Consider the following 25,447-nt stretch of genomic DNA (forward strand, 5'->3'; position numbering starts at 1 on the left):
TCAAGATGGTTTACGTCAACACGAACGACCTGAAGCATATTCTGGAACAGATCCGCATCGCGGAGCAGCATGCCGCGGGGACGCCCCTGGCCGAACTGGTCCCGGATCCCCTGCTGCCGCAAGGCCTGCGCCTCACCGATGGCTCGATGAACAACCTGACCCCCGGCCAGGAACGGTTCGGCGCCGCGGACGAGGTCATGCCGCGGCTGCTCGAGTCGACGCATCTGACGCAGCCCGCCGAGGCGCATCAGGCCGAGGCGAACATGCGCACCGGCCAGCCGACGACCTACACGCAGACCTCCGGGTCGGTCTATGACTCCGAGCCGCGGGTGATCTCCAACCTCATCGCGGACCAGACGCTGTCCAACCCGGCCGCGGTCGCCGCGGCGCTGGGCCACGCCGGTCTCGCCGGGCAGGAGATGCTGACGGTCGCGAACGAGATCGTGCAGGCGCATCAGCGCGCCCTGGACACCCGGGCGGCCACCACGAATGCCGACCAGGCGCTGCAGCTGCAGCGCGAGACGCTTCAGGCAGCCGTGGATGCCATGACCTTGAGCCTGCAGTCCGCCGCCGCGGACGTCCGGACCAAGACCGAGGCCAAGACCGAGTCCGACCGGACGGTGACCGCGGCCGAGACGACGCTGGGCCAGGAAAGCGCGACCCTGATGGCCATGCAGACGAGCGGCACCGTCGGCGAAGCGCAGACGGCGCTGGAGACGGCGCAGGGTCTCATGACCGAGGCCGAGAACGCCCTGAACCGGGCCGAGTCCGACCTCGCCTCTGCGCGCTCGACCGCGGCCTCTGCACTTGCCATGCGCAACGCCAAGCAAGGCGAGATCGACGAGCTTGAAACCCGGAAAAAACAGGCGGACCAGGATCTGCTGGATGCGCAGGATCTCCTGTCGCGGGCCCGGACCACCCTGGCGGCCGAAACCGACAGCTCGGGCGACGTGATTGCGGCCGAGGGAGCCGTCGCCGCGGCCGAAGAGGCCGTCGGCCTGGCTGAGGCCGCGGTCGCGGACCTCGAGGGCCGTCTCGCGACGGCGCGCAGCGAACTCTCGACGCTCGACAGTGAGCTTGCGACGGCCGAGGCGGACGTGACCGCCGCCGAGGGGCGCCTCGCGGAGGCGCGGGATCTCGCGCTGCAAACGCAAGGCGAGCTGGACGCCGCGCAAGGCACCTACGACATCGAAGTCAACCAGGAAGGCGTGGCACGCGCGGCCTTCCTGAGCGTTTTCCTGGACGCGGACGCGACCTTCTCCGAGAAATCCGCGGCGGCGTCTGCGTGGACGATGGCGCGGAACGAGTTGGCGGATGCCGAATCGGCGCTTGCCACCGCCCGGGGCAACGACGAGGCGGCCGATGCCGAGGTGGTGACGCGCGAGAACGCGCTGGCCGACGCCCGCGATCTGGTCACCTCTCTGACCGGTCAGCGGGACGCTGCACGCGCCACGCGCGACGACCTTGACGGCCAGCTGACGACTGCGAGGCAGGACCTTCAGGGCAAGAAGGCCACGCTGCAGGACGAGCAGGGGCGGCTCCAGACCGCGCAGGACAACAACGCGGCCTATGTGACGGCGCAAAGCGCGGTCCTGGCGGCAGAGACGGCCGTTCAGGAGGTTGAAAAAACCATCAGCGACCTGGAGTCGGCGCTCGTGACGGCCAATGGCGCGCTGCAGACCCTTGAAAGCAACCTCATCGACGCGGATGCCGACGTAACCCGCCTCCAAGGTGTCGTGGAGACCGCCACCGCCGAGGTCGGCATGGCCGAGTCGGCCGTCACGCAGGCACGCGGCGAATTGCAGGCGGCGCAGTCGGCTGACTCGGGCATGCTGGCCCAGATGATGGTCGTGGCCGAGGCGACGGCCGCCGTTCAGTCCGCGATGGACGCGGCCGCGCTGGCCGACAAGGAGCTTGCGACGGCAGAGGCCGCGCACGGCGAGATGGAGGCCAGCCTGACCGCGACATCCGCCGAGCTGTCCGCCCTCGATCAGCCCGGCGCCGCCGAAGCCGCCCTTGCCGCGGCCGAGGCTGCCGCGACCGAGGCGCAGACCGCGCTCGACACCCTGCTGGCGACCCATGGCATCGAGATGGACGGCGAGAACGTCCTGCTTCCCGACGTGGCCCCGGACGAGGGCCTCTCGGCCCCCTACAACGCGTGGATGACGCTCTTCGGGCAGTTCTTCGATCACGGTCTGGACCTGGTCGAGAAAGGGGGCAGCGGCACCGTGTTCATCCCGCTGCAGCCCGATGATCCGCTCTACGATCCAGCATCGCAGACCAATTTCATGGTGCTGACCCGCGCCACCAACCAGCCCGGCCCGGACGGGATGCTCGGCACCGCGGACGACATCCGCGAGCATGGCAACAAGACGACGCCCTGGGTCGACCAGAACCAGACCTACACCTCGCACCCCTCGCACCAGGTGTTCCTGCGCGAGTACGATTTCGCCGCCGACGGCACCCCCGTGTCGAACGGCTACCTGCTGCACGGCGTCACCGGCGGCATGTCGACCTGGGGCGACGTGAAGGCCCAGGCGGCCGAGAAGCTCGGCATCCAGCTCAACGACAGCGATGTGCTGGACGGCCCGCTCCTGGCGACCGATCCCTATGGCAACTTCGTCCCGGGCCCGAACGGCCTGCCGCAGCTGGTCGTGCCGAACCCCGATTTCGGCACGGTCGACGGCGCCCCCGAGCACATCCTGGTCGAGGGTGACCTCGACACCCCGGTCGACGCGTCGCAGGCGGTCCGCAACGGGCATGCCTTCCTCGAGGATATCGCGCATGGGGCGGTGCCGGGCACCTTCACCAACCGGATGACCGGCGAAACCCTCGACAAGGCCGCGGATCCGGACTCCGACACCGGCAACGCGATCATCCCCAACCAGTTCGGTCAGAACGAGACCTACGACGACGAATTGCTGGATCGTCACTTCATCGCGGGCGACGGTCGCGGCAACGAGAACTTCGGCCTGACGGCGGTCCACCACGTGTTCCACTCCGAGCACAACCGCCAGGTCGCCGAGATGAAGCAGACCATCCTCGACAGCGGGGAAATCGACTTCGTCAACGCGTGGCTGGCCGTGCCGATCACCGAGGACGATCTCGCCGTGGTGACCCCGGCGGATCTGGCCTGGGATGGCGGGCGCCTCTTCCAGGCGGCGAAATTCTCCACCGAGATGCAGTATCAGCACCTCGCCTTCGAGGAATTCGGCCGCCGCGTGCAGCCCTCGATCGGCGAGTTCCTCGTCAACAGCTCGCAGGAGATCGACGGTGCCATCTTCGCGGAATTCGCGCATGTGGTGTACCGCTTCGGCCACTCGATGCTGACCGAGAACGTCAAGACCATGTCGCCGGACGGCCAGACCACGACGAACGGTCTGATCGAGGCGTTCCTGAACCCGGTCGCGTTCGACCAGGACCGGCAGCTGACGTCCGACGAGGCGGCCGGCGCCGTGGCGCGCGGCATGTCCCGCGAGACCGGGGCCAATATCGACGAGTTCGTGACCAGCGCCCTGCGCGACAACCTGCTGGGGCTGCCGCTCGACCTGTCGGCGCTGAACATCGCCCGGGGGCGCGATGTCGGCGTCCCGTCGCTCAACGCCGCGCGCGAGCAGTTCTACGCCGCGACCGGCAGCGCGTTCCTGAAGCCCTACGAGACCTGGTCGGACTACGCCGCGAACCTCAAGAACCCGGCGTCGATCATCAACTTCATCGCGGCCTACGGCACCCACGAGACCATCGTGAACGCCACGACCGTGGTGGAAAAGCGCGACGCGGCCACCGACCTCGTGCTCGGCGGCGACGGCGCCCCGGCCGACCGGCTGGACTTCGTCAACGGCACCGGCGCCTGGGCGGGAACCGAGACCGGCATCAACGATGTCGAGTTCTGGATCGGCGGCCTGGCCGAGGAAATCATGCCCTTCGGCGGCATGCTCGGCTCGACCTTCGGCTTCGTGTTCCAGCACCAGATGGAAAACCTGCAGAACGCCGACCGCTTCTACTATCTGGGCCGGACCGCCGGCATGAACATGCTGGGCGAGCTGGAAAACAACTCCTTCGCGTCGATCATCACGCGCAACACCGACATCAAGGATGGCGGGGCGAGCATCCCGGGCGACATCTTCTCGTCGATGAGCCACATCCTCGAGGTGGACCAGTCGGTGCAGGTCGAGCCCGACCCGGTATCCGACGCCTTCGACCCGTTCCTTGCGGGCATGGGCGGCGCCCTGGTCGAGCGTGCGACGGCCGAGCCCGGTGCGCCGCTGGTCGAGGGGGCGCGCGCTTACGACAACAAGCTCCAGTTCAACGGGGGCGATCACGCCGTGCTTGGCGGCACCGGTGACCGCGACATCCTTGTCGGCGGCCTCGGGGACGACACGCTCTGGGGTCGGGACGGTGACGACGTTCTGATCGGCGACGCGGGCGTGAACACGCTGCGCGGCGGTGCCGGAAACGATATCCTCAAGGATGGCGACGACATCAGCTTCCTCCATGGCGACGAGGGCGACGACGTCATCTCCGCCGGGGGCGGCGCGGGCGAGCTGATCTTCGGCGGCCGGGGCAACGACGCCATCATGTTCGGCACCGACGACGTCAAGCATGCCTTCGCGGGCATGGGCAACGACTTCGTCATCGGCGGCGCCGGGGCGGATATCGTCGACGGCGGCGAAGGGGACGACTGGATCGAGGGCGGCGACGGTTTCGACTTCCTGGTCGGCGACAACAACGACCCGCTCGGCGGGTCGCGGGTGATCGGCCACGACGTTCTGATCGGCGGGCCGAACGACAACGACCTGCACGGCGAAAGCGGCGACGACATCCTGTTCCAGGGCCAGGGCACCCATGTGAACCTTGCCGAGCTGGGCTATGACTGGATCGCGCACAAGGGCATGGCGACCCATGCCGAGGTGGACCTGACCAAGCGCCTGACGACCGAGCAGACCGAGTTCTTCCGCGATCGCTACATCGATGCCGAGGCCGTGTCCGGGACCGGGCATGACGACCTGATCTGGGGCGACAACCGGATCGGCAACGCCCCGCCGGTCGACGGGGCCATCCTGGACAACGAAGTCACGCTGTTCGGCAACGAACTGACCCAGGAGGGCGTGGACCGCATCGAAGGCCTGCGCGAGCTGCTGGCCGACATGATGGGTGTCGGCCCCGACGACCTGTTCACCGGCGGCAACATCCTGCTCGGCGGTGGCGGCAGCGACACCATCCAGGGCCGTGGCGGCGACGACGTGATCGACGGCGACAAGTGGCTGGATGCCCGGATCTCGGTCCGCGATCCGCAAGACCCGGCGGTCGAGCTGCAGAGCATCGACAGTCTCGAGGAGATCATCCCCCAGCTTCTGGACGGCAGCATCTCGCCCGGCCAGCTGGAGATCACCCGCGAGATCGTCGACCGCGGACAGGAGGGCGACGTGGACGTCGCGGTCTTCTACGACGTGATGGCGAACTACAGCATCCGCGGCAACCCGGATGGCAGCGTCACGGTCACGCATGTCAACGTCACCCAGGGTCCGACCCCGATCGACCCGATCAACGGCGATCCCAACCCGATCCTGGGCGACGGGTCCGACCGGCTGACCAACATCGAGGTCCTGCGCTTCGCGGACCAGGAGGTCGACCTGCGCGTCAACCCGCCCGGAGACGGCGTCATCGTCGGCACGGCGGGCGACGACGAACTGACCGGCGCGGCCGGGATCGACGCGATCGTCGGTGCCGGGGGCGATGACGAGATCAACGGCCTCGGGGGCAACGACCTGCTCTTCGGTGACGCCGGGAACGACACCTTCGTCTGGGATGCCCCGCTGGGCGGGTACGACATCGTCGACGGCGGTGCGAACCGCGACGGCGTCACGGATATCGACGTCGTCGAGATCAACGGCGACGGCACCGAGGAGGCGCTCACCATGTACACCGTGGCCGCCTGGACCGATGCCGGCGGCGCCGCGCCGCTGGACCCGGCCTCGGAGATCATCCTGACCCGCACGGTCGACGGCGTCGAGACGGCGATCATGGAGATCCGCAACATCGAGGAGGTGGTGATCAACAACGTGCAGGGCGCCGAGACGATCAGCGCCGTGGGCGATTTCACCCAGACCTCGCTGGCGCCGAACACGATCTTCGTGAACGGCACGGCCGGCGACGAGATCATCGACTTCTCGGGCTTCCTCTCGACGCAGCGTGTCGTGGTCGACGCCGCCGCCGGCGCCGACGAGATCACCGGCGGCGCGGGCAGCGACCTGCTGCAGGCCGGCGATGGCGACGACACCCTGACCTGGAGCGTCGGCGGCGGATCCGACGTGGCCGACGGCGGTGCGGGTGAAGACATCTACACCGTCAACGGCGACGCCTCGGACGAGACGTTCCGCGTCTACGCGGCGGATGCCTGGACCGGCGCGGCCCCCGAGGCCGGGACCGACATCGTCATCACCCGCGATGCGGGCGAGGGCGAGCAGGTGATCGGCCAGCTCCGCAACATCGAGGAGATCCAGATCAACACCGCGGGCGGCGCCGACAACGTCGAGGTTATCGGCAACTTCGATCCGACCGCGCTGAACTTCAACACCATCACCATCGACGACGATGATGGAGGAGATAACGTGAATATCGAGAACCTGACCTCGGTCCACCGGATCCTGTTCCGCACCGAGGGCAACGACAACACCATCGTGGGCCCTGTCCGTGACACCGACGTGGTGATGCTGCCGCAGGCCTTCGACATGTCGGCCATGACCCGCAGCACGGATGCCGCGACGGGCATGGTCATGCTCTCGGACGGCAACAACAGCGTGTCCTTCACGCCGGCCGCGCCGGACGTCGAGCCGGGCATCGTCCGGGCCGGCACGCCGCAGGCCGCGGCCTTCGAGAGGGCGACGATCGACCCGGCCACCGGCGAGGCGATCGTGCCGCAGGGCGTGCTGGTGCTCGACAGGCTCGACGTGGACGCGCTCGAGTACATGGTCGGGGCGACCGAGCAGGCGCCGGTGCTGCCGGCCGAGGACGGCGAGGTTCGTGAGCCGGGCGAAGCGACCGTGATGCGCGGTGTCCGCGACCTGCCGGGGTTCGAAAACAACCTGGCGAACCCGGGCCAGGGGGCGGCCACCAAGCCGTTCATCCGGATCACCGAGGCGCGTTACGGCGAGGGCGAGGTGACGGACGAAGCCGGCAACGTGGTCAACCGAGAGATCAACCCGATCTTCGAGGGCATCGATCCGCGCGACGTCTCCGACGCGATCGGCGACCAGGAGGCGGGCACGGCCAAGGCGGCCTCGGCCAACATGTTCCTGATGTCCTTCGGCCAGTATTTCGACCACGGCCTGACCTTCATCCCGAAGGGGGACAGCGGTGCCCCGGTCCATATCGACGGACCGGACACCCCGATGCGGGACAACTTCGCGGACCTGACCCGTGCCAAGGTGGTCGGTTTCGAGAACGGCGTGCCGCAGCACGAGAACATCACCTCGCCCTTCGTGGACCAGAACCAGGTCTACGGCTCGTCGGCGCAGATCGGACGGCTGCTGCGCGAGCCCGGCGAGAACGGCGGCCTCGGCGCCGAAGTTCTCGGCGGTGCGCTCGACCCGTCGCGGCCCGAAGGCACGGACTTCAAGCTTCTGCCGACGCTGCGCGAGGCGCTCACGGCCCATATCGACGCCGGGACCGTGTTCGAGGCCCCGGACGGCACCATCGTGACGCTGGAGCAGTACTACCCCGGCCTGCTGAAGTCCGACACCAGGACCGAAGACGGTCTCTATGCCGACTTCGATGCCGCGCAGGTTGATTTCCTCGTGAAAGACTTCATGGACGAGGGCTGGCCGCTGCTGATCGACATGAACCCGTTCATCGATCCGCTGGATCACATGATCGGCGGCGACGGCCGGGTAAACGAGAACATCGGGCTGACCTCGATGCACACGATCTTTGCGCGCAACCACAACTACTTCGTGGAGCAGTTGAAGATCGCGGGCTTCGATGGCTCTGACGAGGATCTCTTCCAGGCCGCGAAGATCCTGAACGAGGCGGAGTATCAGCAGGTCGTCTTCAACGACTTCGCGGATGCGCTCATCGGCGGGCTCGAGGGTTCGGGCCGTCACGGTCACGACGACTACTTCCCCGAGACCGATGCCTCGATCAGCCACGAATTCGCGGGGGCGGTCTATCGCCTTGGCCACTCGATGATCGGCGAGACGCTGACCGTGATGGGACCCGATGGGCAACCGAAGGACGTGCAGCTCTTCGACGCCTTCATGAACCCGTCCAACGACGCGGACGGCTTCAGGTTCGTTACACGGGGACCCGAGCCCGAACTACTGACCGGCCAGGATGCCGTCGATGCGCTGGAAAAGGGGCCGATGGGTTACGTCCCGCAGCCCGGCTATGCCGAACTCGGCGCGGGTGCGGTGCTTGAAGGCATGGCGCAGCAGCCCTCCGAGGAGATCGACTTCAATATCGTCGATACCGTCCGCGACAACCTCGTACGGATCAACGCGGACCTCTTCTCCTTCAACGTGGCCCGCGGCTGGGATCTCGGTATCGGGACGCTGAACCAGGTGAAGATGGATCTGCGGGACTCGACGGATCGCTACATCAGCGAAGCCATCGAACTCTCGGACATGACCATGGACCCCTACGTCTCGTGGTATGACTTCCAGACCCGGAACACCCTCTCCGATACCGTGATCGAACAGTTCAAGGCGGCGTATCCCGATCTGCTGCTGACCCCGGACGAGATCGAGAGCTTCCAGTCGGTGAACCCGAGGATCGACCTGGCCCCCGCCGATCCGGCGGAGTATCCGGATGCGCCGGACGGCAGCATGATCGTCAAGGGCATCGACCGGGTGGATCTCTGGGTCGGCGGCCTGGCCGAGAGCCACATCAAGGGCGGTGTCATGGGTCACACCTTCTGGGTGGTGATGCACGAGCAGCTCGACCGTCTGCAGGAAGGCGACCGGTTCTACTACACCGACCGCCTGGGCGAGATGCCGGCCTATGCCAACTTCATCTCCAACAGCACGATGGCGGATGTGGTGGCCCGCAACACCGGTATCGAAGGGCTCGGCGAGAATATCTTCAGCTACCAGCCGGAGAACCCGGACGAGGCAGAAGAGCCCGCCACACCGGATGCGCCCATGGCAGAGGCCAACGCGCCTGAGGATCAGAACGATGGGCAGAACGATGGCCAGAACGATCCCCAGGACGTGACCGGGACGGGCGACGACACCGCCAACCACGCCGCGGACGACGAGACCGGGGCCGGGATGGGCGACGACGCCGCCAACCCCGCCGCGGACGACGAGGCCGGGGCCGGGACGGGCGAAAGCGCCGAAGCCACGGAAGAGGAGACCGGCGACGCTACCCAGGAGACCCAGCACGGCACCGGGGGCGCCCAGGACACGTCCGGCGCCGGCGCCGCCAGTGTCGAGGACGAGATCCTCATTGGCACCGCGGCGAACGACGCCCTGGTCGGCGCGGCGGGCGACGACGTGCTGCGCGGCGACGATGGCGACGACCTGCTCATCGGGGCCGGCGGACGGGACATGCTCTTCGGCGGCGCCGGGGATGACGACATCCTTGCGGGCGCGGGTGACGACATGCTCTATGGTCGCGACGGCGCGGACCGCATGATGGCCGGCGCTGGCGACGACCTCGTCGAAGGCGGCGCCGGGGACGATGTCATCCACGGGGAAGACGGGGACGACACCTTCCTCGCCACTGCCGGGGACGACGGCATCGACATCTACTTCGGCGATGCCGGTGCCGACACGATCGACCTCTCGGCCATCCAGGAGAACCTGCAGGTTCGCCTCGGGTCCGCCGGCGGCGATCGGGGCTCCGTCAGCGGCCGTGACGCGGACTCGGCCCTCGGGACCGATACGCTCTGGAGTGTCGAGAACGCCATCGGCGGGGCCGGGGACGATGCCATCGTTGCCAGCGAGGCCGTGAACCTCATGGATGGCGGTGAGGGCGACGACGTCTTCATCTTCGAGACCGTGTCGGGCGCGGACGGCGACATGATCCGCGGCTTCAGCGTGGGCGACCAGCTCTGCTTCAGCGACATCGACGCGGATGCATCGATGGACGGCGACCAGGCCTTCACGCTGGCAGGCGCGGGCATGACCGCCGGCGCGGGACAGCTGAGCGTCGCCCACGACTCGGCCGGGGGCCACGACGTCACCCTGGTCCGCGGCGAAGCCGACGGCGAGACCTTCGAGGTCACGCTCAGCGGTCACCATGATCTCAAGGAGGAGAACTTCATCCTCTGATCCGGACGCCAATCTCCGCTTGCGGCAGCCGGCCTTCGGGCCGGCTGTTCGCGTTCAGGCTCCGCCGCATGGTCCCGGGTCCATTGGACCTTGGTAGCATCTCCGGTCGGACATAGCGCCGAGGCCGGGCTGTCCGCCCCATGCCATCTTGCCGGTGAAGATCGCCAGGCCCGCGGGGCCGTTCACGGCGCGTGAAATGGAGTGACCAATGTCGGCAAAGCATAGCAAGCAACGTGCAAAGGAGACGCGGGTGGCGCGACTCACGGCGGGGATGCGCTCTGCCGCGCTTTTCATTCTCGGCCTGTCCGGGGTCATCAACATTCTGGCCCTGACCGGCGCCTTCTACATGATGCAGATCTACGACCGCGCCCTGCTCAGCGGCAGCGTGCCCACGCTGGTGATGATCTCGATCCTGGCGCTCGGGCTCTACACCTTCCAGGGCGGGCTGGACGTCGTCCGGTCGCAGATCCTTCAGCGGCTCGGCGCGCGGTTCGACCAGCGCGTGGCGCCGGCGGCGCACCAGATGACGCTGGACATGCCGCGCTTCGGCTTTTCGCTGGCCGAGGCGCTGGAACGGGGCCGCTACGTCGACACGCTCCGCGGGTTCTTCTCGGGGCCTGCGCTGGTCGCGCTGTTCGATTTGCCGTGGATGCCGGTGTTCCTGGCGTTCGTCTTCTTCCTTCACCCGTTCCTGGGCGCCCTGACGCTTGGCGGCGCGGTCTTCCTGACCTGCCTGGCCGTGCTGACCGAGCTGCTGAGCCGCAAGGCCAACCGCGAGTCGAACCGCGCCGCGGTCGCGCGCAGCACCGTGGCCGAGGCCAATGCGCGCAATGCCGACGTTATCAAGGCGATGGGGTTTTCCAGGCGCGCGCTCGCGCATTTCCAGAAGGTCAACGACGAGCACCTGCGCCTGAATTCCCGGGCCAGCGGGGTCACCGGCACCGTCGGCTCGATTTCCAAGGTGCTGCGGATGATGCTGCAATCGGCCGTGCTGGGGCTCGGGGCCTATCTGACGATCATGGGCGAGATGTCGGCCGGTGCGATCATCGCGGCGTCGGTGGCCGCGGCCCGTGCGCTGGCCCCCATCGACGCCTGCATCGGCAACTGGAAGAACATCATCATGGCCAAGGCGGCCTATGAAAAGGTCAAGGAGACCGTCGCCGCCCTGCCCGACGAGACGCAGCCGATGCAGCTGCCGGACCCGACGGAGCGTTTCGACGTCAGCGGCGTCACCGTCGTCGCGCCGGCCTCGGGCAAGGTGCTGCTGTCGGATATCTCGATCTCGCTCGAGAAGGGGCAGGCGCTTGGCCTGATCGGCCCGAGCGGCGGCGGCAAGTCCTCGCTGATGCGGGCGATGGCCGGGGTCTGGCCGGTCTTGCGGGGCCATGTCCGCATGGACGGCTGCGACCTGACCCAGTGGAGCGAGGACGCCATCGGCCGGTCCTTCGGCTACCTGCCCCAGGACTACACGCTGTTCGACACCAGTATCGCGCGCAACATCTCACGGCTGGCCGATCCCGATCCCGAGAAGGTCATCGCGGCGGCCAGGGCCGCCGGGGTGCACGAGATGATCACCGCGCTGCCCGATGGGTACGAGACGGATCTCGGGTCGGGCGGTATCAACCTGAGCGGCGGCCAGACCCAGCGTCTCGGCCTAGCGCGGGCGCTCTATGGCGATCCCTTCATCGTCCTGCTGGACGAGCCGAACTCCAATCTCGACGCCGCGGGCGAGCAGGCGGTCAACGCCGCGATCCACGGCATCAAGGAGCGCGGGGGCATCGTCGTGGTGATCGCCCACCGTCCCAGCGCGCTGGAGCATGTCGACCTCGTCGGCGTGATCCAGGGCGGTCAGCTCGTCAATCTCGGGCCGAAGGAAGAGGTCATGCGCGTGAAGCCGTCCCGAACCGCGGCCCGGAGTCCGGCCGCCGACGCCAAGCCCAGGACCGAAGTGGCCTGACCCTCGTCCAACCGCGGAGAAAGACCATGATCCCCGTCCATGCCAGAAAGCCGCAGCCGAGCCTTGGCCAGCAACAGCTGGACGCCATGCGCTCGCTGCGCCGCGACGAAGACGACACGTCCAATCGCAAGGCGTTCGTGCTGCTCGGCTCCATACTTGCCGTGATCGCCTATCTGCGCTCCTTCATCGACCCGGGCGAGGCCTTCGCAAACGCGGCCCGCCCGAAGCCGCGCCCCGAGTCCGAGGACAAAGGCGGGGACGCGTTGATCCCCGCAGAGGTCCGCGAGGCGTTCCTCGCCGACGAGCCGACCGGAAGCCTGCCCGGCGACGGTGCCGGCCAAGGCGCCGGTGAGGCAGGGCAGGAAGCGTCCGCCATGACGCAGCGCACGATTCCCGGCAGCGACAACCAGAGCTTCCTGATCGGCGTCGACGATCCGCCCGTCTTCGATTTCTCGGACCTGCCGCCGCCGCCGGACGTGACGGTGCGACAAGTGCGGCTCGACGGTTTCGACGAGTTCGCCCTGTTCGACCCGGGCCCCGGCGCCTCGGCGTCCGGATCGCGCCCGGTCTCTGCGCCGCCCCCGGCCGCGCGCCCGTCCCGGGGATCGGACGAAGAGGATGGCGGGGTGCCCGGCGGTGACGAGATTCCGGTCCCGCCGCCTGCCAACGACAACGAACCACCGGCGCAGGACGGCGCGGCCGGCGGCGGTGCCACCGAGGACCCGGCGGCGGAGCCCGGTCAGGGTGACGATGATGACGCCGGCGGCGCGGGTGCTGCCCCGGGCGCCCAGGGCCCCGCGGCCGGTGAAGACGACGATCCCGGCGCGGGGGTCGGTGCCGGCGACACCGGGACTGGCGGGGCCGGCGGCGATCCGGGCGCGATCTGCGGTGACGGTGGACATGTCCCGCAAGACCCCGATGACGCGCGCGGCTGCGCCGGCGAGATGCCGCATCACGCCGCCCCGATCACGGGAACGCACGGGCGCGATCTCATCCTCGGCACGCCGGGCGACGACGATATCCTGGGCCGTGCGGGCGCGGACCGGATCGATGCCCGCGAGGGAACGAACACCGTTTTCGCCGGCGCCGGCGACGATCACGTCCTTGGCGGTGCCGGGCGCGACATCCTTGCCGGCGATGCGGGTGACGACACCCTCGTCGCCGAGGCCGGCCGGGACACGCTGATAGGCAGCGCGGGCGACGACCGGCTCTTCGGCGGTCCTGGTGACGACCTCGTGCGCGGCGGCGCCGGAGACGACATCATCCATGACGGGCCGGGGCGCGACACCGTCCTCGGCGACGGTGGCGATGACCATGTCGTCGTCACGGCCGATGCCGACCCGGATGTCTTCCACGGCGGCGACGGGACCGATACGCTGGATCTCTCTTCTGCCGAGGGCCTCGTCCATGTGGACATGGACGAAGGCGTGATCGAATGGGCGGACGGCAGCGTCGATCTCTTCACCTCCTTCGAACGCTTCGTCGGCATCCCCGGCGGCGAGACCCGCCCGGGCATGGAGGGGCGCGACGAAGACGGACCAGCCTTTCACAAGGTGCTCGGTTTCGGGGTGGGGGATCGCCTGAAGCGCGACGACGACATGATGCGGCTCGACGATTTCTCCGACCCTGCCGGCCCGGCCCACCGGGTGGAGGGATCCGAGCTTGCCGCGCGGATCGAGACGATGTCGGGCGCGACCCCCGATCGGCAACCGACCCGGCTGGCCTTCGAGGCGCAGGCCGACAAGGTCGTCACGGATCGCCTCTTCGGGGACGATCCGCGCGGCATGAACAAGATCGACTTCGAGAGCCGCATCGCCCGCGAGACCGGCGATGACGCGTTCGACACTCTGACCTCTTACCAGGAGTTTGCGGCATGACCGAGAAGAAAGCAGCCAACGGAACCGGCCAGAAAACCTACTCGATCACCGGCCATGTGATCTCCGGCGTGGTGATCTGCGGCCTGCTGGGCGCCGCGGTCTTCGGCTGGGCCGCCCGCGCGGAGCTTTCCGGCGCCGTGGTCGTGCCGGGCGAGGTATCGGTGGACCGCGACCTGCGGGTCGTTCAGCACCGCGACGGCGGCATCGTCGGGGACATCGTCGTGGACGTGGGCGACACGGTCGCGAAGGGTGACGTGCTCCTGCGTCTCGACGACGCGGCGGCGCGCACCGAGAAGGCGATCCTGCACGACAAGATCGTGGAACTGTCGATCCGGCTGAGCCGCCTCGAGGCCGAGCGCGACCTGCACGCGCGTTTCGAGCTGCCGGCGGGGCTCGGGCAGTTCGACGTGAGCGCGGCGGAAATCGCGGCGATCCATGCCGGCGAACGGCGAATTTTCGAAGGCAAGATGGCGTCCTTTACCAGCCAGCGCGAGCAGCTGGAGCTGAGCATCGACCAGGTCAATGTCGAGATCGAGGGGCTGGACTCGCGGCTGGACGCCAAGGAGGACGAAATCGGCCTCGTCTCTGCCGAGAATGCCCGGATCGAATCGCTGACCACGCGCAAGCTCAAGGCACAGAACGCGCTGTTCTCCATCAACCGCGAGCATGTGCGCCTGATCGGCGAGCGGGGCGAGATCGTCTCGGCGCTGGGCCGCGCGCGCAGCCGGGTCAGCGAACTGGAGCTTCAGATCCTGTCGCTGGCCGATACCGTCCGGACGGATGCGCAGCGCGAGATCCGCGAGATCGAGACGAAGCTGTCGGAACTCAACGAGCGGCGCCTCGTGATCGAGGATACGCTCTCGCGCACCGAGATCCGGGCGCCGATCGCGGGCCGTATCAACGACCTGAACGTCAACTCGATCGGCGGGGTGATCACCCCGGCGCAGGTGCTGGCCACGATCGTGCCGGCGGATGCCGAGCTGGTCTTCAAGGGCCAGGTTCCGGCCGTGCAGATCGAGCAGGTGACCGTCGGCCGCCCGGCCCGGATGCGCTTCCCGGCCTTCGAGCAGAGCAAGACGCCCGAAATCTTCGGCACGGTCGATTACGTCGCGGCGGCCGCCACCACCCCCGAGAAGAACGCACCGGGCGCGGTCTACGCCGTGACCGTCGAAACCCCGGCCGCGGAACTGGCGCGCCTCGGGGGCCGCGCGTTGCGCCCCGGCATGCCGGTGGAGCTTTACATCACCACCGAGGAACGCACCGCGCTCTCCTACCTGGTCAAGCCGTTCCAGGACCAGCTGGCGCGCGCCTTCCGGGAACGCTGAGCCCGATCCGGGCGCCCTCGGGTGCGCCCGGAGGATCCGCCGCACCCTGCACATGACCCCCGAACCGGACACGCGGAGCGACAGGAATGATGAACACGAAAGATCCCGAAGACGCCCGCGAAATCGGGGAGGCGCGGCGGGAAGAGGCGCAGGACAGGCGCGAGGCGGCGCGAGAAGCCGCGGCCGAGGCTGCGGAACGCGCCCGTGAAATGGCAGCCGAACGCCGCGAGGCCGCACGCGAGCGCCGCGAGGAAGATGCCGGATCGGCGGTGCTGCCGGGACTGCGCCAGGACTACGATGTCCTGTTCGACGGCGAAGATCTCGTGGCCCGCAACCGCTTCACCGGTGTGGAAACCGGGCTGGAGGACATCGCGACGCTGCGTTTCGACGACGTCTCGGTCACGCGGTCCGCCCTCTTCGAGACCCTGTCCGCCGAGACCGTCCTGGTCGCGACCGGCGGGCCGGGACAGCTCCAGGTCAACACGCCGGATCCGACGCCCAGCGTTCTCTGGGACCAGGTCGTGCAGGCCGTCGTCGCGGATCTCGCGGTCGGCCCCACGCTGGCCGCCCGGAGCTACGCGCTGTTGCACACGGCCATCTACGACGCCTGGGCGAGCTTCGACGCCGACGCCGCCCGCGTATCGATCGATATCGAGGGTGACAACATCCGGTTCGCCGCGCCCGACCCGGAGACCCAGGAGGCAGCGATGCACGTCGCCGCCCATCATGTTCTGACCGCGCTCTTTCCCGAGAAGGCGGGCGTTTTCGATACCGTTCTCGCGCAGCGCCTCGAGCTCGACGAGGTTCCGGCCACGGCGGCCGAGGCCGGCATGGATGCGGCCGAGGATCTGCTCCACTACCGGGCCGGAGAACTGGCGCGCGCCGCGGATACGGCCGATCCCTACAGCCCGGTGAACGCCGGACCGGACGCCGAGCGTGTCGATATCGCGCGCTGGACGCCGGTTCCGCAGGGCGTCCTGTCGGATACGCCGGACGAGCTTCAGACCTTCCTGACGCCGGAGTTCCGCGTGCTCGAAGGCTTCGGGCTGCCGGAACGACCGGATGGGACCACGGATTTCGAGGCCACGCGCCCCGAAGGCCCGGAACCCTTCTTCACCACGGCGCAGCAGGGCGCGTCGCTCGACGTCGAGGCGCGCACCGTGACCCTGGCCGCCGAAGCCGAGATCGCGGGCCGGGCCTATGCGGCCGGCGAGACCGTCGCCGTCGACAAGGACCTGATCGGGCCGGTCATCAATCCCGATTTCATCCGGCAGGCCGAAGACATCGTCGCGGCCAGCGCCGGGCTCACCGAGCGCGAGAAGCTCGTCGCCGAGTTCTGGGAAGACGGCAAGGGCACCTCTTTCCCGCCGGGCACCTGGATGACCTTCGCCCAGTATGTCTCGGAGCGTGACGATCACGGCATCGCCGAGGACGCGCTTCTCTTCATGACGATGGGCAATGCCGTCTTCGATGCCGCGATCGCGACCTGGGACGCCAAGGTGCATTTCGATTATGCCCGCCCGGTCACGGTGATCCGCGATCTCGGCGCGCTCGGGCTGATCGGGGAGCCGGGCACGGACGCGCTGACCGGCGAGACCGGCTACGTGATCGAGGCCTATGCCGGGGTCGATCCCGAAACCGGCGAGAGCCTGGGTACGCGAACGATCCTCGCCGAGAACTTCATCACCTACCAGCTGCCCGGGGGCGAGTTCTCGCCGCCCTTCGCGGAATACACATCCGGCCACAGCACGTTTTCCGCGGCCGGGGCCGAGGTGCTGCGCGCCTTTACCGGCTCGGACAGCTTCGGGGCCTCCGTCACGCTGGCGCCGGGCACGAGCGACTTCGACCCGGCATTGCCGGCGCAGGAAACGATCTTTGCCTGGGACACGTTTTCCGAGGCGGCCGAGGGCGCCGGCCTGTCGCGGATCTACGGCGGCATCCATTTCGAGGACGGCGATCTCGACGGGCGCGCGACGGGCGAGACCTACGGTACGGATGCCTACGACCTGGGCACACGCTTCGCGGAGGGGGACATCACCGATGCCGATCGCCCCTTCTTCGAGGAGTATTTCGTCCTTTAGCGTCGATGCCGCCCCGGCCGGGGCATCGGGTCAGGCGAGGGTCCAGAGCTGGAACAGAAGCCCGGCCGTGAATGCCCCCGAGAGCGAGAGCGCGAGGTAAAGCAGGAAGACGCGCGGCTTGACCAGCGCCCAGACGGCGATGGCGGCGGGCAGCGACGTCACCCCGCCGGCGACGAGAAAGGCAAGACCGGCCCCGTGCGCCATGCCCTGGTCGATCAGCCCGCCGACCAGCGGCAGCGCCGCGTAGCCGTTCAGGTAGGCGGGCACACCCACCACCGTGCCGAGCGCGATCGGCGCCAGGCCCGTGCCACCCAGGACGGAGGTCACCGTCTCGGCCGGGATGAAGGCGAGCATCAGGCTTTCCAGCAGGAAGGCGAGCGTCAGCCACTTGGCCAGGAACAGCGTCACGCTCAGCGCCTCGCGGCCGAATTTCGCGCGCCGGTCCGCGTGGGCCCAGAAGCGCCAGACAACCGGCTTGGGATCGTGGATCTTGCGCCCGCCGCAACCGCCGTTCCCGATGCCCGGACGGAGCGGATCGGAGAGCCCGCCATGCGCCGACAGAAGGTGCACCGCCCAGCCGCCGAACAGGCCGAGCCCGACAGCGGCCAGCGTCTTGGCGACGGCGAATTCCAGGCCGAGCACCCCGGTCGTCAGGACGAACATCGACGGGTCCATGACCGGCGAGGCCAGCCAGAACGCCATCACCGCCGAGAGCGGCACGCCCATGGCCAGGAGCGCTGCGATCAGCGGGATCACCCCGCAGGAGCAGAACGGTGAAAGCCCGCCGGCCAGCGCGGCCAACAGGATCATCACCGCCGGCGCCCCCGTGAAGGCCCGGGCGATCAGGTTGTCCGCCCCGGTCGCCCCGGCCCAGGCCGCCAGCAGGATCGACAGCACCAGGAAGGGGGCCGTGTCCAGCAGGGACCGGGTCGTGAAGACGAGCGAGTCGCGCGCCTGCGCGGCGTCGAGTACCGCGACCGCGGCGAGGATCAGGGCCGAGGCCATCCAGACACGATGGTCGCGCCACAGAGACCGCAAGACCAGTGCGGGCCGGGTCGCGACGAGGCTTGTATCGGTCATTTGCAAAGCTCCGGCATCTTGATCGTGTCTGGGCGAGTGGCCCGGTGCGTGCGGGTCATGTTGCGGATTCTTCCGTCGCGACCCGAACGCCTACGCAGCATTCCGCGGTCAGGAAGGTCAGAACCCGCGTTATGGCGGGGTAGTCGGCGCGGTTGAAAACCTCGCGCCCGCGCTTTTCCTGGATCACCAGCCCGGCATCCACCAGCGTCGAGAGATGATGGGCCAGCGTCGAGGCGGGCAGCCCGAGATGCGCGCCGATATCGCCGACGCGCAGCCCCTCGGCGCCCGCCTTGACCAGAAGGCGGAAGATCGACAGGCGGGCATCATGGCCGAGAGCGGCAAGCGCGCGGGCGTTGGGACTGGTCATGCTCATGGGCCCAATATAACCAGAAAACTAGTTTTGTAAATATTTTTCGAATCACATCGTCCGGTGCGCGCCCGGCCCGGCGGCGTCCAGCCGCGAAGATCGGGCCGGAGTCTGCCGTCCGGCGATATATCTAAAGGTCAAAGGCCGAGGCTTCATAAAACTGTTACAAAAGTTTTACAAAAGGTAAGCGCAGCCGATCTAGTCACCGCAGCGAGGGCACGGCTCGCGTGCCCCGGACCCGAGAACTGAGGAGCGAACGAATGTCTTTCGCAAAAACCACCGCGTCTGCCCTTGCTATCGCGGCCGTCTCGGCCACCGCCGCCGCGGCTCGTGACAACGTCCAGGTCGCCGGTTCGTCCACCGTGCTGCCCTACGCATCCATCGTCGCCGAAGCCTTCGGCGAGAACTTCGAATTCCCGACCCCCGTTGTCGAATCGGGCGGGTCGTCCGCCGGTCTCAAGCGCTTCTGCGAAGGCGTCGGCGAGAACACCATCGACATCGCCAACGCGTCGCGTGCCATCCGGTCCGGCGAAGTCGAGACCTGCGCCGCCAACGGCGTGACCGACATCATCGAGGTCCGCATCGGCTATGACGGCATCGTCTTCGCCAGCCAGATCGACGGGCCGGCCTTCACCGCTTTCGAGCCCTCCGACCTGTTCAACGCCCTCGGCGAGAAGGTCCTGGTCGACGGCGAGCTCGTCGACAACCCGCACAACACCTGGGCCGACTTCAACGCCGACCTGCCGGACGTTGAAATCGCCGCCTTCATTCCGGGCACCAAGCACGGCACCCGCGAAGTCTTCGAAGAGAAGGTCCTGCTGCAGGGCTGCGAGGACACCGGCGCCATGGAAGCCATGATGGCGGCCGGCATGTCGGAAGACGACACCGAGGATGCCTGCATGGCGGTGCGCGCCGACGGCAAGTCGGTCGACATCGACGGCGACTACACCGAGACGCTGGCCCGCATCGACTCCAACCCGAACGGCGTCGGCGTCTTCGGCCTGGCGTTCTACGAGAACAACACCGACACGCTGAAGGTCGCCACCATGGGCGGCATCGCGCCGTCGACCGAGACCATCGCCTCGGGCGAGTACCCGGTTTCGCGTCCGCTGTTCTTCTACATCAAGAAGGCGCATATCGGCGTGATCCCCGGCCTGAAGGACTACGCGTCCTTCTTCGTCTCCGACGAGATCGCCGGCCAGGGTGGCCCGCTCGCCAACTACGGCCTCGTGCCCGATCCGGAACTGGGCGACACCCAGGCGAAGATCGAGAACGAAGTGACGATGAGCGAAGAGTAATTTCTCTCTCGCGGTGGGGGCGGCGGTTGCCGCCCCCATTCCCTTTTAGGTTCTTTCAACTCTCGACGGAGCGGATATGCCCTTATTCTGGCTGATCCTGATCGTGCTCGCCTTGGCGGCGGCGGGATATGTCGCGGGGCGCCGGCGGGCGCTGGCCAGTGCCGGCGGCAGCAGCCATGGGCTTCATTCGCTACCGTCCTATTACGGTTCCAACGTTGCGCTGTCGGCCCTGGTGCCGGCTTTCGCGATCCTGGTGGGGTGGCTTCTCGTCCAGCCCCTGGTCATCGAGAACAGCGTCTCGGGAATGATCCCGGAGCGCGCCATCGACGAGGGCAGTTCGCTCAGCCTGGTCATGAGCGATGTGCGCCGGGTGGCCGACGGGCTCGACACCGCCGTCGCACAGGGCGCGATGACCCCGGAAGAGGCCGGCTCGATCCGTAGCGAATTCACGGATGTGCGGGAACGGCTAGGGGCGGTCGGCGTGGCGCTCGGCTCCGACGTCGGCCCCGAGGTTCTGCGCGCCGCGCAGCGCTACCGCGCCATGAGTTCCACCGGCAACCTGCTGATGACCCTCGCGGTTCTCGGCGCAGCCGTTGGCGGCTTCGGTTTTTCCTATATTCGCACGCACCGCGATTTCCGTGCGCGCAACGTGGTCGAGGCCGGTGTGCGGCTTCTGCTTCTTTTCGCCGCGTCGATCGCGATCCTGACCACGCTGGGCATCATCCTGTCGCTGATCTTCAACACGATCGAGTTCTTCAAGCTCTGGCCGCCTGCCGAGTTCTTCCTCGGCACCACCTGGCAGCCAAGCTTCGGCGGCGGCTCCGAGCTGGGCGTCCTGCCCCTGCTCTGGGGCACGTTCTACATCTCGCTGATCGCGCTGGCCGTCGCGGTGCCCATCGGCCTTTTTGCGGCGGTCTACCTGTCGGAATACGCCTCGAAGCCGGTGCGCGCCTTCGCAAAGCCGATGATCGAGGTGCTCGCCGGTATCCCGACCATCGTCTACGGTCTCTTCGCCCTCCTGACGGTCGGGCCGATGCTGATGGCGGTCTTCGGTCGCGACGGGCTTGGCTGGATGCAGGCCGGCACCGCCGTGATGACCGCCGGGCTGGTCATGGGCATCATGCTGATTCCCTTCGTCAGCTCGCTCAGCGATGACATCATCAACGCCGTGCCGCAGGCGATGCGGGACGGGTCTTACGGGCTGGGCGCCACCAAGTCCGAGACCGTGCGCCAGGTGGTTCTGCCCGCCGCGCTGCCGGGCATCGTGGGCGCGATCCTGCTGGCTGCAAGCCGCGCCATCGGCGAGACGATGATCGTCGTGCTGGGCGCCGGCGCTGCGGCGCGGCTCAGTCTCAACCCCTTCGACGCCATGACGACGGTGACCGCCAAGATCGTCAGCCAGCTGACGGGCGACGCCGACTTCGCCTCGCCGGAGGCGCTGGTGGCCTTCGCACTCGGCATGACGCTCTTCGTCATCACGCTGGGGCTGAACGTTCTGGCGCTCTACATCGTGCGCAAGTACCGGGAGCAATACGAATGACCGACGCCACCGCTTCCAACGCGGCGCCCGACGCCCCGCGCAAGGGCTCGCTCCTGGATCAGGATGACCGCACGCGGCGCCGCAACGCGGCCGAAGCGCGCTTCAAGGCCTACGGGATCGCCGCCGTCGGCGTCGGCCTCGTCTTCCTGATCGCGCTGGTCAGCGCCATCATTTTCAACGGGGTGGGCGCGTTCCAGCAGACCTTCGTCGATGTCGAGGTCTATCTCGACCCCGAGAAACTCGACAAGCAAGGCAATCGCGACCCTGCCGACCTGCGCAAGGTCTCGACCTTCGGCTACAAGCCGCTGATCCGCGAGGCGCTTTTCGCCAAGGTGCAGGAGCTGGGCATCGAGACCGAGATCGAGAGCGCGAACGAGGTCGAGGCGCTTCTCTCGGCAAGCGCGCCGGCGCAGGTGCGCGATTTCGTCATCGCGAACCCCGACAGGCTCGGCGATACCGTGGCCTTCAAGATGCTCGCGTCCAGCCGGGTGGACGGCTACCTCAAGAACCGGGTCACGCGTGACTCCATCGCCCGCGACAAGAACATCGACGCCGTGCATCTCGACCTGACCGATGCGCTGCGCGACGCGGGCGTGGTGGAAAAGACCTTCAACCTGTCCTTCATCACCGGGTCCGACGCCTCCGAGAGCCGGGCGGAACAGGCCGGGCTGGGCGTTTCGATGCTCGGCTCGTTCTTCATGATGCTGGTGGTGCTGGGACTCAGCCTGCCCATCGGCGTCGCGGCCTCGATTTATCTCGAGGAGTTCGCGCCGCAGAACAGGTTCACCGACCTGATCGAGGTGAACATCTCGAACCTGGCTGCCGTGCCGTCGATCGTGTTCGGTATCCTGGGTCTGGCGGTGTTCATCCAGTTCATGCACCTGCCGCAATCCGCCCCGCTGGTGGGCGGACTGGTGCTGACGCTGATGACGCTGCCCACGATCATCATCTCGACACGCGCCTCGCTGAAATCGGTTCCGCCCTCGATCCGCGACGCGGCGCTCGGGGTCGGCGCCTCCAAGATGCAGGCCGTGTTCCACCACGTTCTGCCGCTCGCGATGCCGGGCATCCTGACCGGCACGATCATCGGCCTGGCGCAGGCGCTGGGCGAGACCGCGCCGCTGCTGCTGATTGGCATGGTGGGCTATATCGCGACGAACTATCCGGACGGGCTCGCCTCGGGCTTTCTCGATCCGAACTCGGCCATGCCGGCCCAGATCTACGAATGGGCCAAGCGCGCCGACCCGGCCTATTACGAGCGCGCCTGGGGCGGTATCATCATCCTGCTGGTCTTCCTGCTGACGATGAACATCGTGGCCATCATCCTGCGCCGCCGTTTCGAGCGCCGCTGGTAACTCGAAGAGAAGGACCCGGCGATGAAAGATTTGCGAACCACGGAGCAAGAAATGACCGCAGAGCTGAAGATTACGGCCCGGGACGTCCAGGTCTTCTACGGCGACACGCACGCGATCAAGGATGTGTCGGTCGATATCGAGGACAAGACGGTCACCGCCTTCATCGGGCCGTCGGGCTGCGGCAAGTCGACTTTCCTGCGCTGTCTGAACCGGATGAACGACACCATCGACGTCGCCCGGGTCGAGGGCGACATCCTGCTCGACGGCGAGGACATCTACGACAAGAAGGTCGACCCGGTGCAGCTGCGCGCCAAGGTCGGCATGGTGTTCCAGAAGCCGAACCCCTTCCCGAAGTCGATCTACGACAACGTCGCCTACGGCCCCAAGATCCACGGCATGGCCAGGAACAAGGCGGAGCTTGACGAGATCGTCGAGACCGCGCTGCGCCGGGCCGCGCTGTGGGACGAGGCGAAGGACCGGCTCGACGCGCCCGGCACCGGGCTCTCGGGCGGGCAGCAGCAGCGCCTGTGCATCGCGCGGGCCGTGGCGACGGCGCCCGAGGTGCTGCTCATGGACGAGCCCTGCTCGGCGCTCGACCCCATCGCGACCAGCCAGGTCGAGGAGCTGATCGACGAGTTGCGGGCGAACTACTCGGTCGTGATCGTGACCCACTCGATGCAGCAGGCCGCGCGGGTCAGCCAGAAGACGGCCTTCTTCCACCTGGGCAATCTCGTCGAATACGGCGAGACCGGACAGATTTTCACAAACCCCGAGGATCCGCGCACGGAATCCTACATCACCGGCCGGATCGGCTGAGGGAGCCCCCGATGATCGAGCAAGAACACATCTCCTCGGCATATGACCGCGACCTGGAGGGCATCCAGGCGCTCATCATGAAGATGGGCGGCATGGTCGAGACGGAAATCGCCGAATCCGCCAAGTCGCTCGAATTGCGCGACGAGGAACTCGCCCGCAAGGTCGTCCGGAGCGACCGCCAGGTCGATTCGCTCGAAGAGCGCGTGGACGAGGAAGCCGCCCGCCTGATCGCGCTGCGCCAGCCGGCCGCCTCGGACCTGCGCACGATCCTGTCGGTGATGAAGATCGCCGCGAATCTCGAGCGGGTCGGGGACTATTCCAAGAACATCGCCAAGCGGACCTCGGTGCTGGTGCAGATGGCGCCGGTCGAGGGATCCTCCGGCGCGCTGCGCCGCCAGGCCAAGGCCGTCGAGCTGATGCTGCGCGATGCGCTCGACGCCTATATCCACCGCGACGTGGCGCTGGCCCAGGACGTGCGCGACCGCGACCGCGAAGTCGACCAGATGTACAACTCGCTCTTCCGCGAGTTCCTGACCCACATGATGGAAGACCCGCGCAACATCACCGCCTGCATGCACCTGCACTTCATCGCCAAGAACATCGAGCGTATGGGCGACCATGTCACCTCCATCGCCGAGCAGGTGATCTACCTCGTCACCGGCGAGAAGCCGGATGTCGAGCGCACCAAGGGCGACAAGACCTCCAGCACGATCTTCGAGCCGGACCTGCGCGACGACGAGGGAGATGACTAATGTCCCCGGCTTCCATTCCGATGGTTCTGGTGGTCGAAGACGAGCCGGCGCAACGCGAGGTGCTGGCCTACAACCTGGAAGCCGAGGGGTTTCGCACCGCTAAGGCCGAGAACGGCGAGGAGGCGCTGCTGCTCACCGAGGAGGAGGCGCCGGACCTGATCGTCCTGGACTGGATGCTGCCCAACGTCTCGGGAATCGAGGTCTGCCGACGGCTGAAGACCCGGCCCGAAACCCGGAACATCCCGGTGATCATGCTCTCGGCGCGCTCCGAAGAGGTCGATCGCGTGCGCGGCCTGGAGACCGGCGCCGACGACTACGTCGTCAAGCCCTACTCCGTGGTGGAGCTGATGGCCCGCATCCGCGCGCAGCTGCGGCGCACGCGGCCCGCCGCCGTCGGGCAGAAGCTGACCTTTGACGACATCGTGCTCGACTCCGAACAGCACAAGGTGTTCCGCGGCGACGAGACGCTGAAGCTCGGCCCGACCGAGTTCCGGCTACTGGCCGCCTTCATGGAAAAACCGGGTCGCGTCTGGTCGCGTGAGCAGCTTCTGGATCGTGTCTGGGGGCGGGACATCTACGTGGATACGCGCACGGTCGATGTCCATATCGGCCGCCTGCGCAAGGCGCTCTGCCAGCATGGCGGCACGGACCCGGTCCGCACCGTGCGCGGCGCGGGTTACGCGCTGGGATAGCGGCTTTCGAAACGCCGGGTGACCGGCGCCGCCCGA

General features: G+C 67.7%; 13 protein-coding genes. 11 read left to right on the forward strand and 2 right to left on the reverse strand.

Annotation, left to right across the window (positions count from 1 at the left end):
- The first annotated feature begins 5 nt into the window (after positions 1 to 5).
- From ACQ5SP_RS11310 to ACQ5SP_RS11330, 5 genes are all read left to right on the forward strand, one after another.
- The gene (locus ACQ5SP_RS11310) at positions 6 to 10,271 is read left to right on the forward strand and encodes a peroxidase family protein (protein ID WP_430938476.1); all 10,266 of its coding nucleotides are present in this window, start codon (positions 6 to 8) and stop codon (positions 10,269 to 10,271) included.
- A 250-nt stretch (positions 10,272 to 10,521) separates the two neighbouring features.
- A complete protein-coding gene (locus ACQ5SP_RS11315; RefSeq protein WP_430938477.1) occupies positions 10,522 to 12,228 on the forward strand; it encodes a type I secretion system permease/ATPase in 1,707 nt (568 codons plus the stop codon).
- Positions 12,229 to 12,254: 26 nt separating this feature from the next.
- On the forward strand, positions 12,255 to 14,105 hold the full coding sequence (locus ACQ5SP_RS11320; protein ID WP_430938478.1) for a calcium-binding protein: 1,851 nt from the start codon (positions 12,255 to 12,257) through the stop codon (positions 14,103 to 14,105).
- Positions 14,102 to 15,430 (forward strand): HlyD family type I secretion periplasmic adaptor subunit, encoded by a 1,329-nt coding sequence (locus tag ACQ5SP_RS11325; RefSeq protein WP_430938479.1) that lies wholly within the window; start codon positions 14,102 to 14,104, stop codon positions 15,428 to 15,430. Before ACQ5SP_RS11320 ends, ACQ5SP_RS11325 begins: the two co-directional genes overlap by 4 nt.
- Positions 15,431 to 15,516: 86 nt before the next feature.
- Positions 15,517 to 17,511: a vanadium-dependent haloperoxidase gene (locus ACQ5SP_RS11330; RefSeq protein WP_430938480.1), complete on the forward strand. Its 1,995-nt coding sequence runs from the start codon at positions 15,517 to 15,519 to the stop codon at positions 17,509 to 17,511.
- 30 nt (positions 17,512 to 17,541) lie between these two features.
- Here the strand turns inward: ACQ5SP_RS11330 and ACQ5SP_RS11335 are convergent, their stop codons facing one another.
- Together ACQ5SP_RS11335 and ACQ5SP_RS11340 are read right to left on the reverse strand one after the other, a co-directional pair.
- On the reverse strand, positions 17,542 to 18,591 hold the full coding sequence (locus ACQ5SP_RS11335) for a permease (protein ID WP_430938481.1): 1,050 nt from the start codon (positions 18,589 to 18,591) through the stop codon (positions 17,542 to 17,544).
- A gap of 55 nt (positions 18,592 to 18,646) precedes the next feature.
- A complete protein-coding gene (locus ACQ5SP_RS11340) occupies positions 18,647 to 18,964 on the reverse strand; it encodes an ArsR/SmtB family transcription factor (protein ID WP_430938482.1) in 318 nt (105 codons plus the stop codon).
- A gap of 254 nt (positions 18,965 to 19,218) precedes the next feature.
- Between ACQ5SP_RS11340 and ACQ5SP_RS11345 the strand changes: the two genes are divergently transcribed.
- The 6 genes from ACQ5SP_RS11345 (at position 19,219) to phoB (ending at position 25,411) form a co-directional block, all read left to right on the forward strand.
- Complete coding sequence (locus ACQ5SP_RS11345; RefSeq protein WP_430938483.1) at positions 19,219 to 20,256, forward strand: substrate-binding domain-containing protein; 1,038 nt, start codon at positions 19,219 to 19,221, stop codon at positions 20,254 to 20,256.
- A gap of 76 nt (positions 20,257 to 20,332) precedes the next feature.
- Positions 20,333 to 21,796 (forward strand): phosphate ABC transporter permease subunit PstC, encoded by a 1,464-nt coding sequence (gene pstC, locus ACQ5SP_RS11350; protein WP_430938484.1) that lies wholly within the window; start codon positions 20,333 to 20,335, stop codon positions 21,794 to 21,796.
- Positions 21,793 to 23,151, forward strand: coding sequence for a phosphate ABC transporter permease PstA (gene pstA / locus ACQ5SP_RS11355; RefSeq protein WP_430938485.1), 1,359 nt, complete (start codon positions 21,793 to 21,795; stop codon positions 23,149 to 23,151). The genes pstC and pstA overlap by 4 nt, the downstream gene beginning before the upstream one ends.
- Before the next feature lie 21 nt (positions 23,152 to 23,172).
- The gene (gene pstB / locus ACQ5SP_RS11360) at positions 23,173 to 23,967 is read left to right on the forward strand and encodes a phosphate ABC transporter ATP-binding protein PstB (RefSeq protein WP_430938486.1); all 795 of its coding nucleotides are present in this window, start codon (positions 23,173 to 23,175) and stop codon (positions 23,965 to 23,967) included.
- Positions 23,968 to 23,978: 11 nt separating this feature from the next.
- Positions 23,979 to 24,719 carry a phosphate signaling complex protein PhoU gene (phoU, locus tag ACQ5SP_RS11365; protein WP_430938487.1) on the forward strand — a complete coding sequence of 247 codons (741 nt, stop codon included), beginning with the start codon at positions 23,979 to 23,981 and terminating at the stop codon, positions 24,717 to 24,719.
- Positions 24,719 to 25,411, forward strand: a complete 693-nt coding sequence (gene phoB, locus ACQ5SP_RS11370; protein WP_430938488.1) for a phosphate regulon transcriptional regulator PhoB — start codon at positions 24,719 to 24,721, stop codon at positions 25,409 to 25,411. Before phoU ends, phoB begins: the two co-directional genes overlap by 1 nt.
- Positions 25,412 to 25,447: the final 36 nt, after the last annotated feature.

Source organism: Rhodovulum sp. YNF3179 (assembly GCF_050586465.1).
Taxonomy (GTDB): Bacteria; Pseudomonadota; Alphaproteobacteria; order Rhodobacterales; family Rhodobacteraceae; genus CAJXYS01.

Bases quoted from the DNA above. Each gene is read 5' to 3' on its own strand.
- ACQ5SP_RS11310 (WP_430938476.1), top strand. From the start codon at position 6: ATGGTTTACGTCAACACGAACGACCTGAAGCATATTCTGGAACAGATC.
- ACQ5SP_RS11320 (WP_430938478.1), top strand. From the start codon at position 12,255: ATGATCCCCGTCCATGCCAGAAAGCCGCAGCCGAGCCTTGGCCAGCAA.
- ACQ5SP_RS11325 (WP_430938479.1), top strand. From the start codon at position 14,102: ATGACCGAGAAGAAAGCAGCCAACGGAACCGGCCAGAAAACCTACTCG.
- ACQ5SP_RS11330 (WP_430938480.1), top strand. From the start codon at position 15,517: ATGATGAACACGAAAGATCCCGAAGACGCCCGCGAAATCGGGGAGGCG.
- ACQ5SP_RS11335 (WP_430938481.1), bottom strand. From the start codon at position 18,591: ATGACCGATACAAGCCTCGTCGCGACCCGGCCCGCACTGGTCTTGCGG.
- ACQ5SP_RS11340 (WP_430938482.1), bottom strand. From the start codon at position 18,964: ATGAGCATGACCAGTCCCAACGCCCGCGCGCTTGCCGCTCTCGGCCAT.
- ACQ5SP_RS11345 (WP_430938483.1), top strand. From the start codon at position 19,219: ATGTCTTTCGCAAAAACCACCGCGTCTGCCCTTGCTATCGCGGCCGTC.
- pstC (WP_430938484.1), top strand. From the start codon at position 20,333: ATGCCCTTATTCTGGCTGATCCTGATCGTGCTCGCCTTGGCGGCGGCG.
- pstA (WP_430938485.1), top strand. From the start codon at position 21,793: ATGACCGACGCCACCGCTTCCAACGCGGCGCCCGACGCCCCGCGCAAG.
- pstB (WP_430938486.1), top strand. From the start codon at position 23,173: ATGAAAGATTTGCGAACCACGGAGCAAGAAATGACCGCAGAGCTGAAG.
- phoU (WP_430938487.1), top strand. From the start codon at position 23,979: ATGATCGAGCAAGAACACATCTCCTCGGCATATGACCGCGACCTGGAG.
- phoB (WP_430938488.1), top strand. From the start codon at position 24,719: ATGTCCCCGGCTTCCATTCCGATGGTTCTGGTGGTCGAAGACGAGCCG.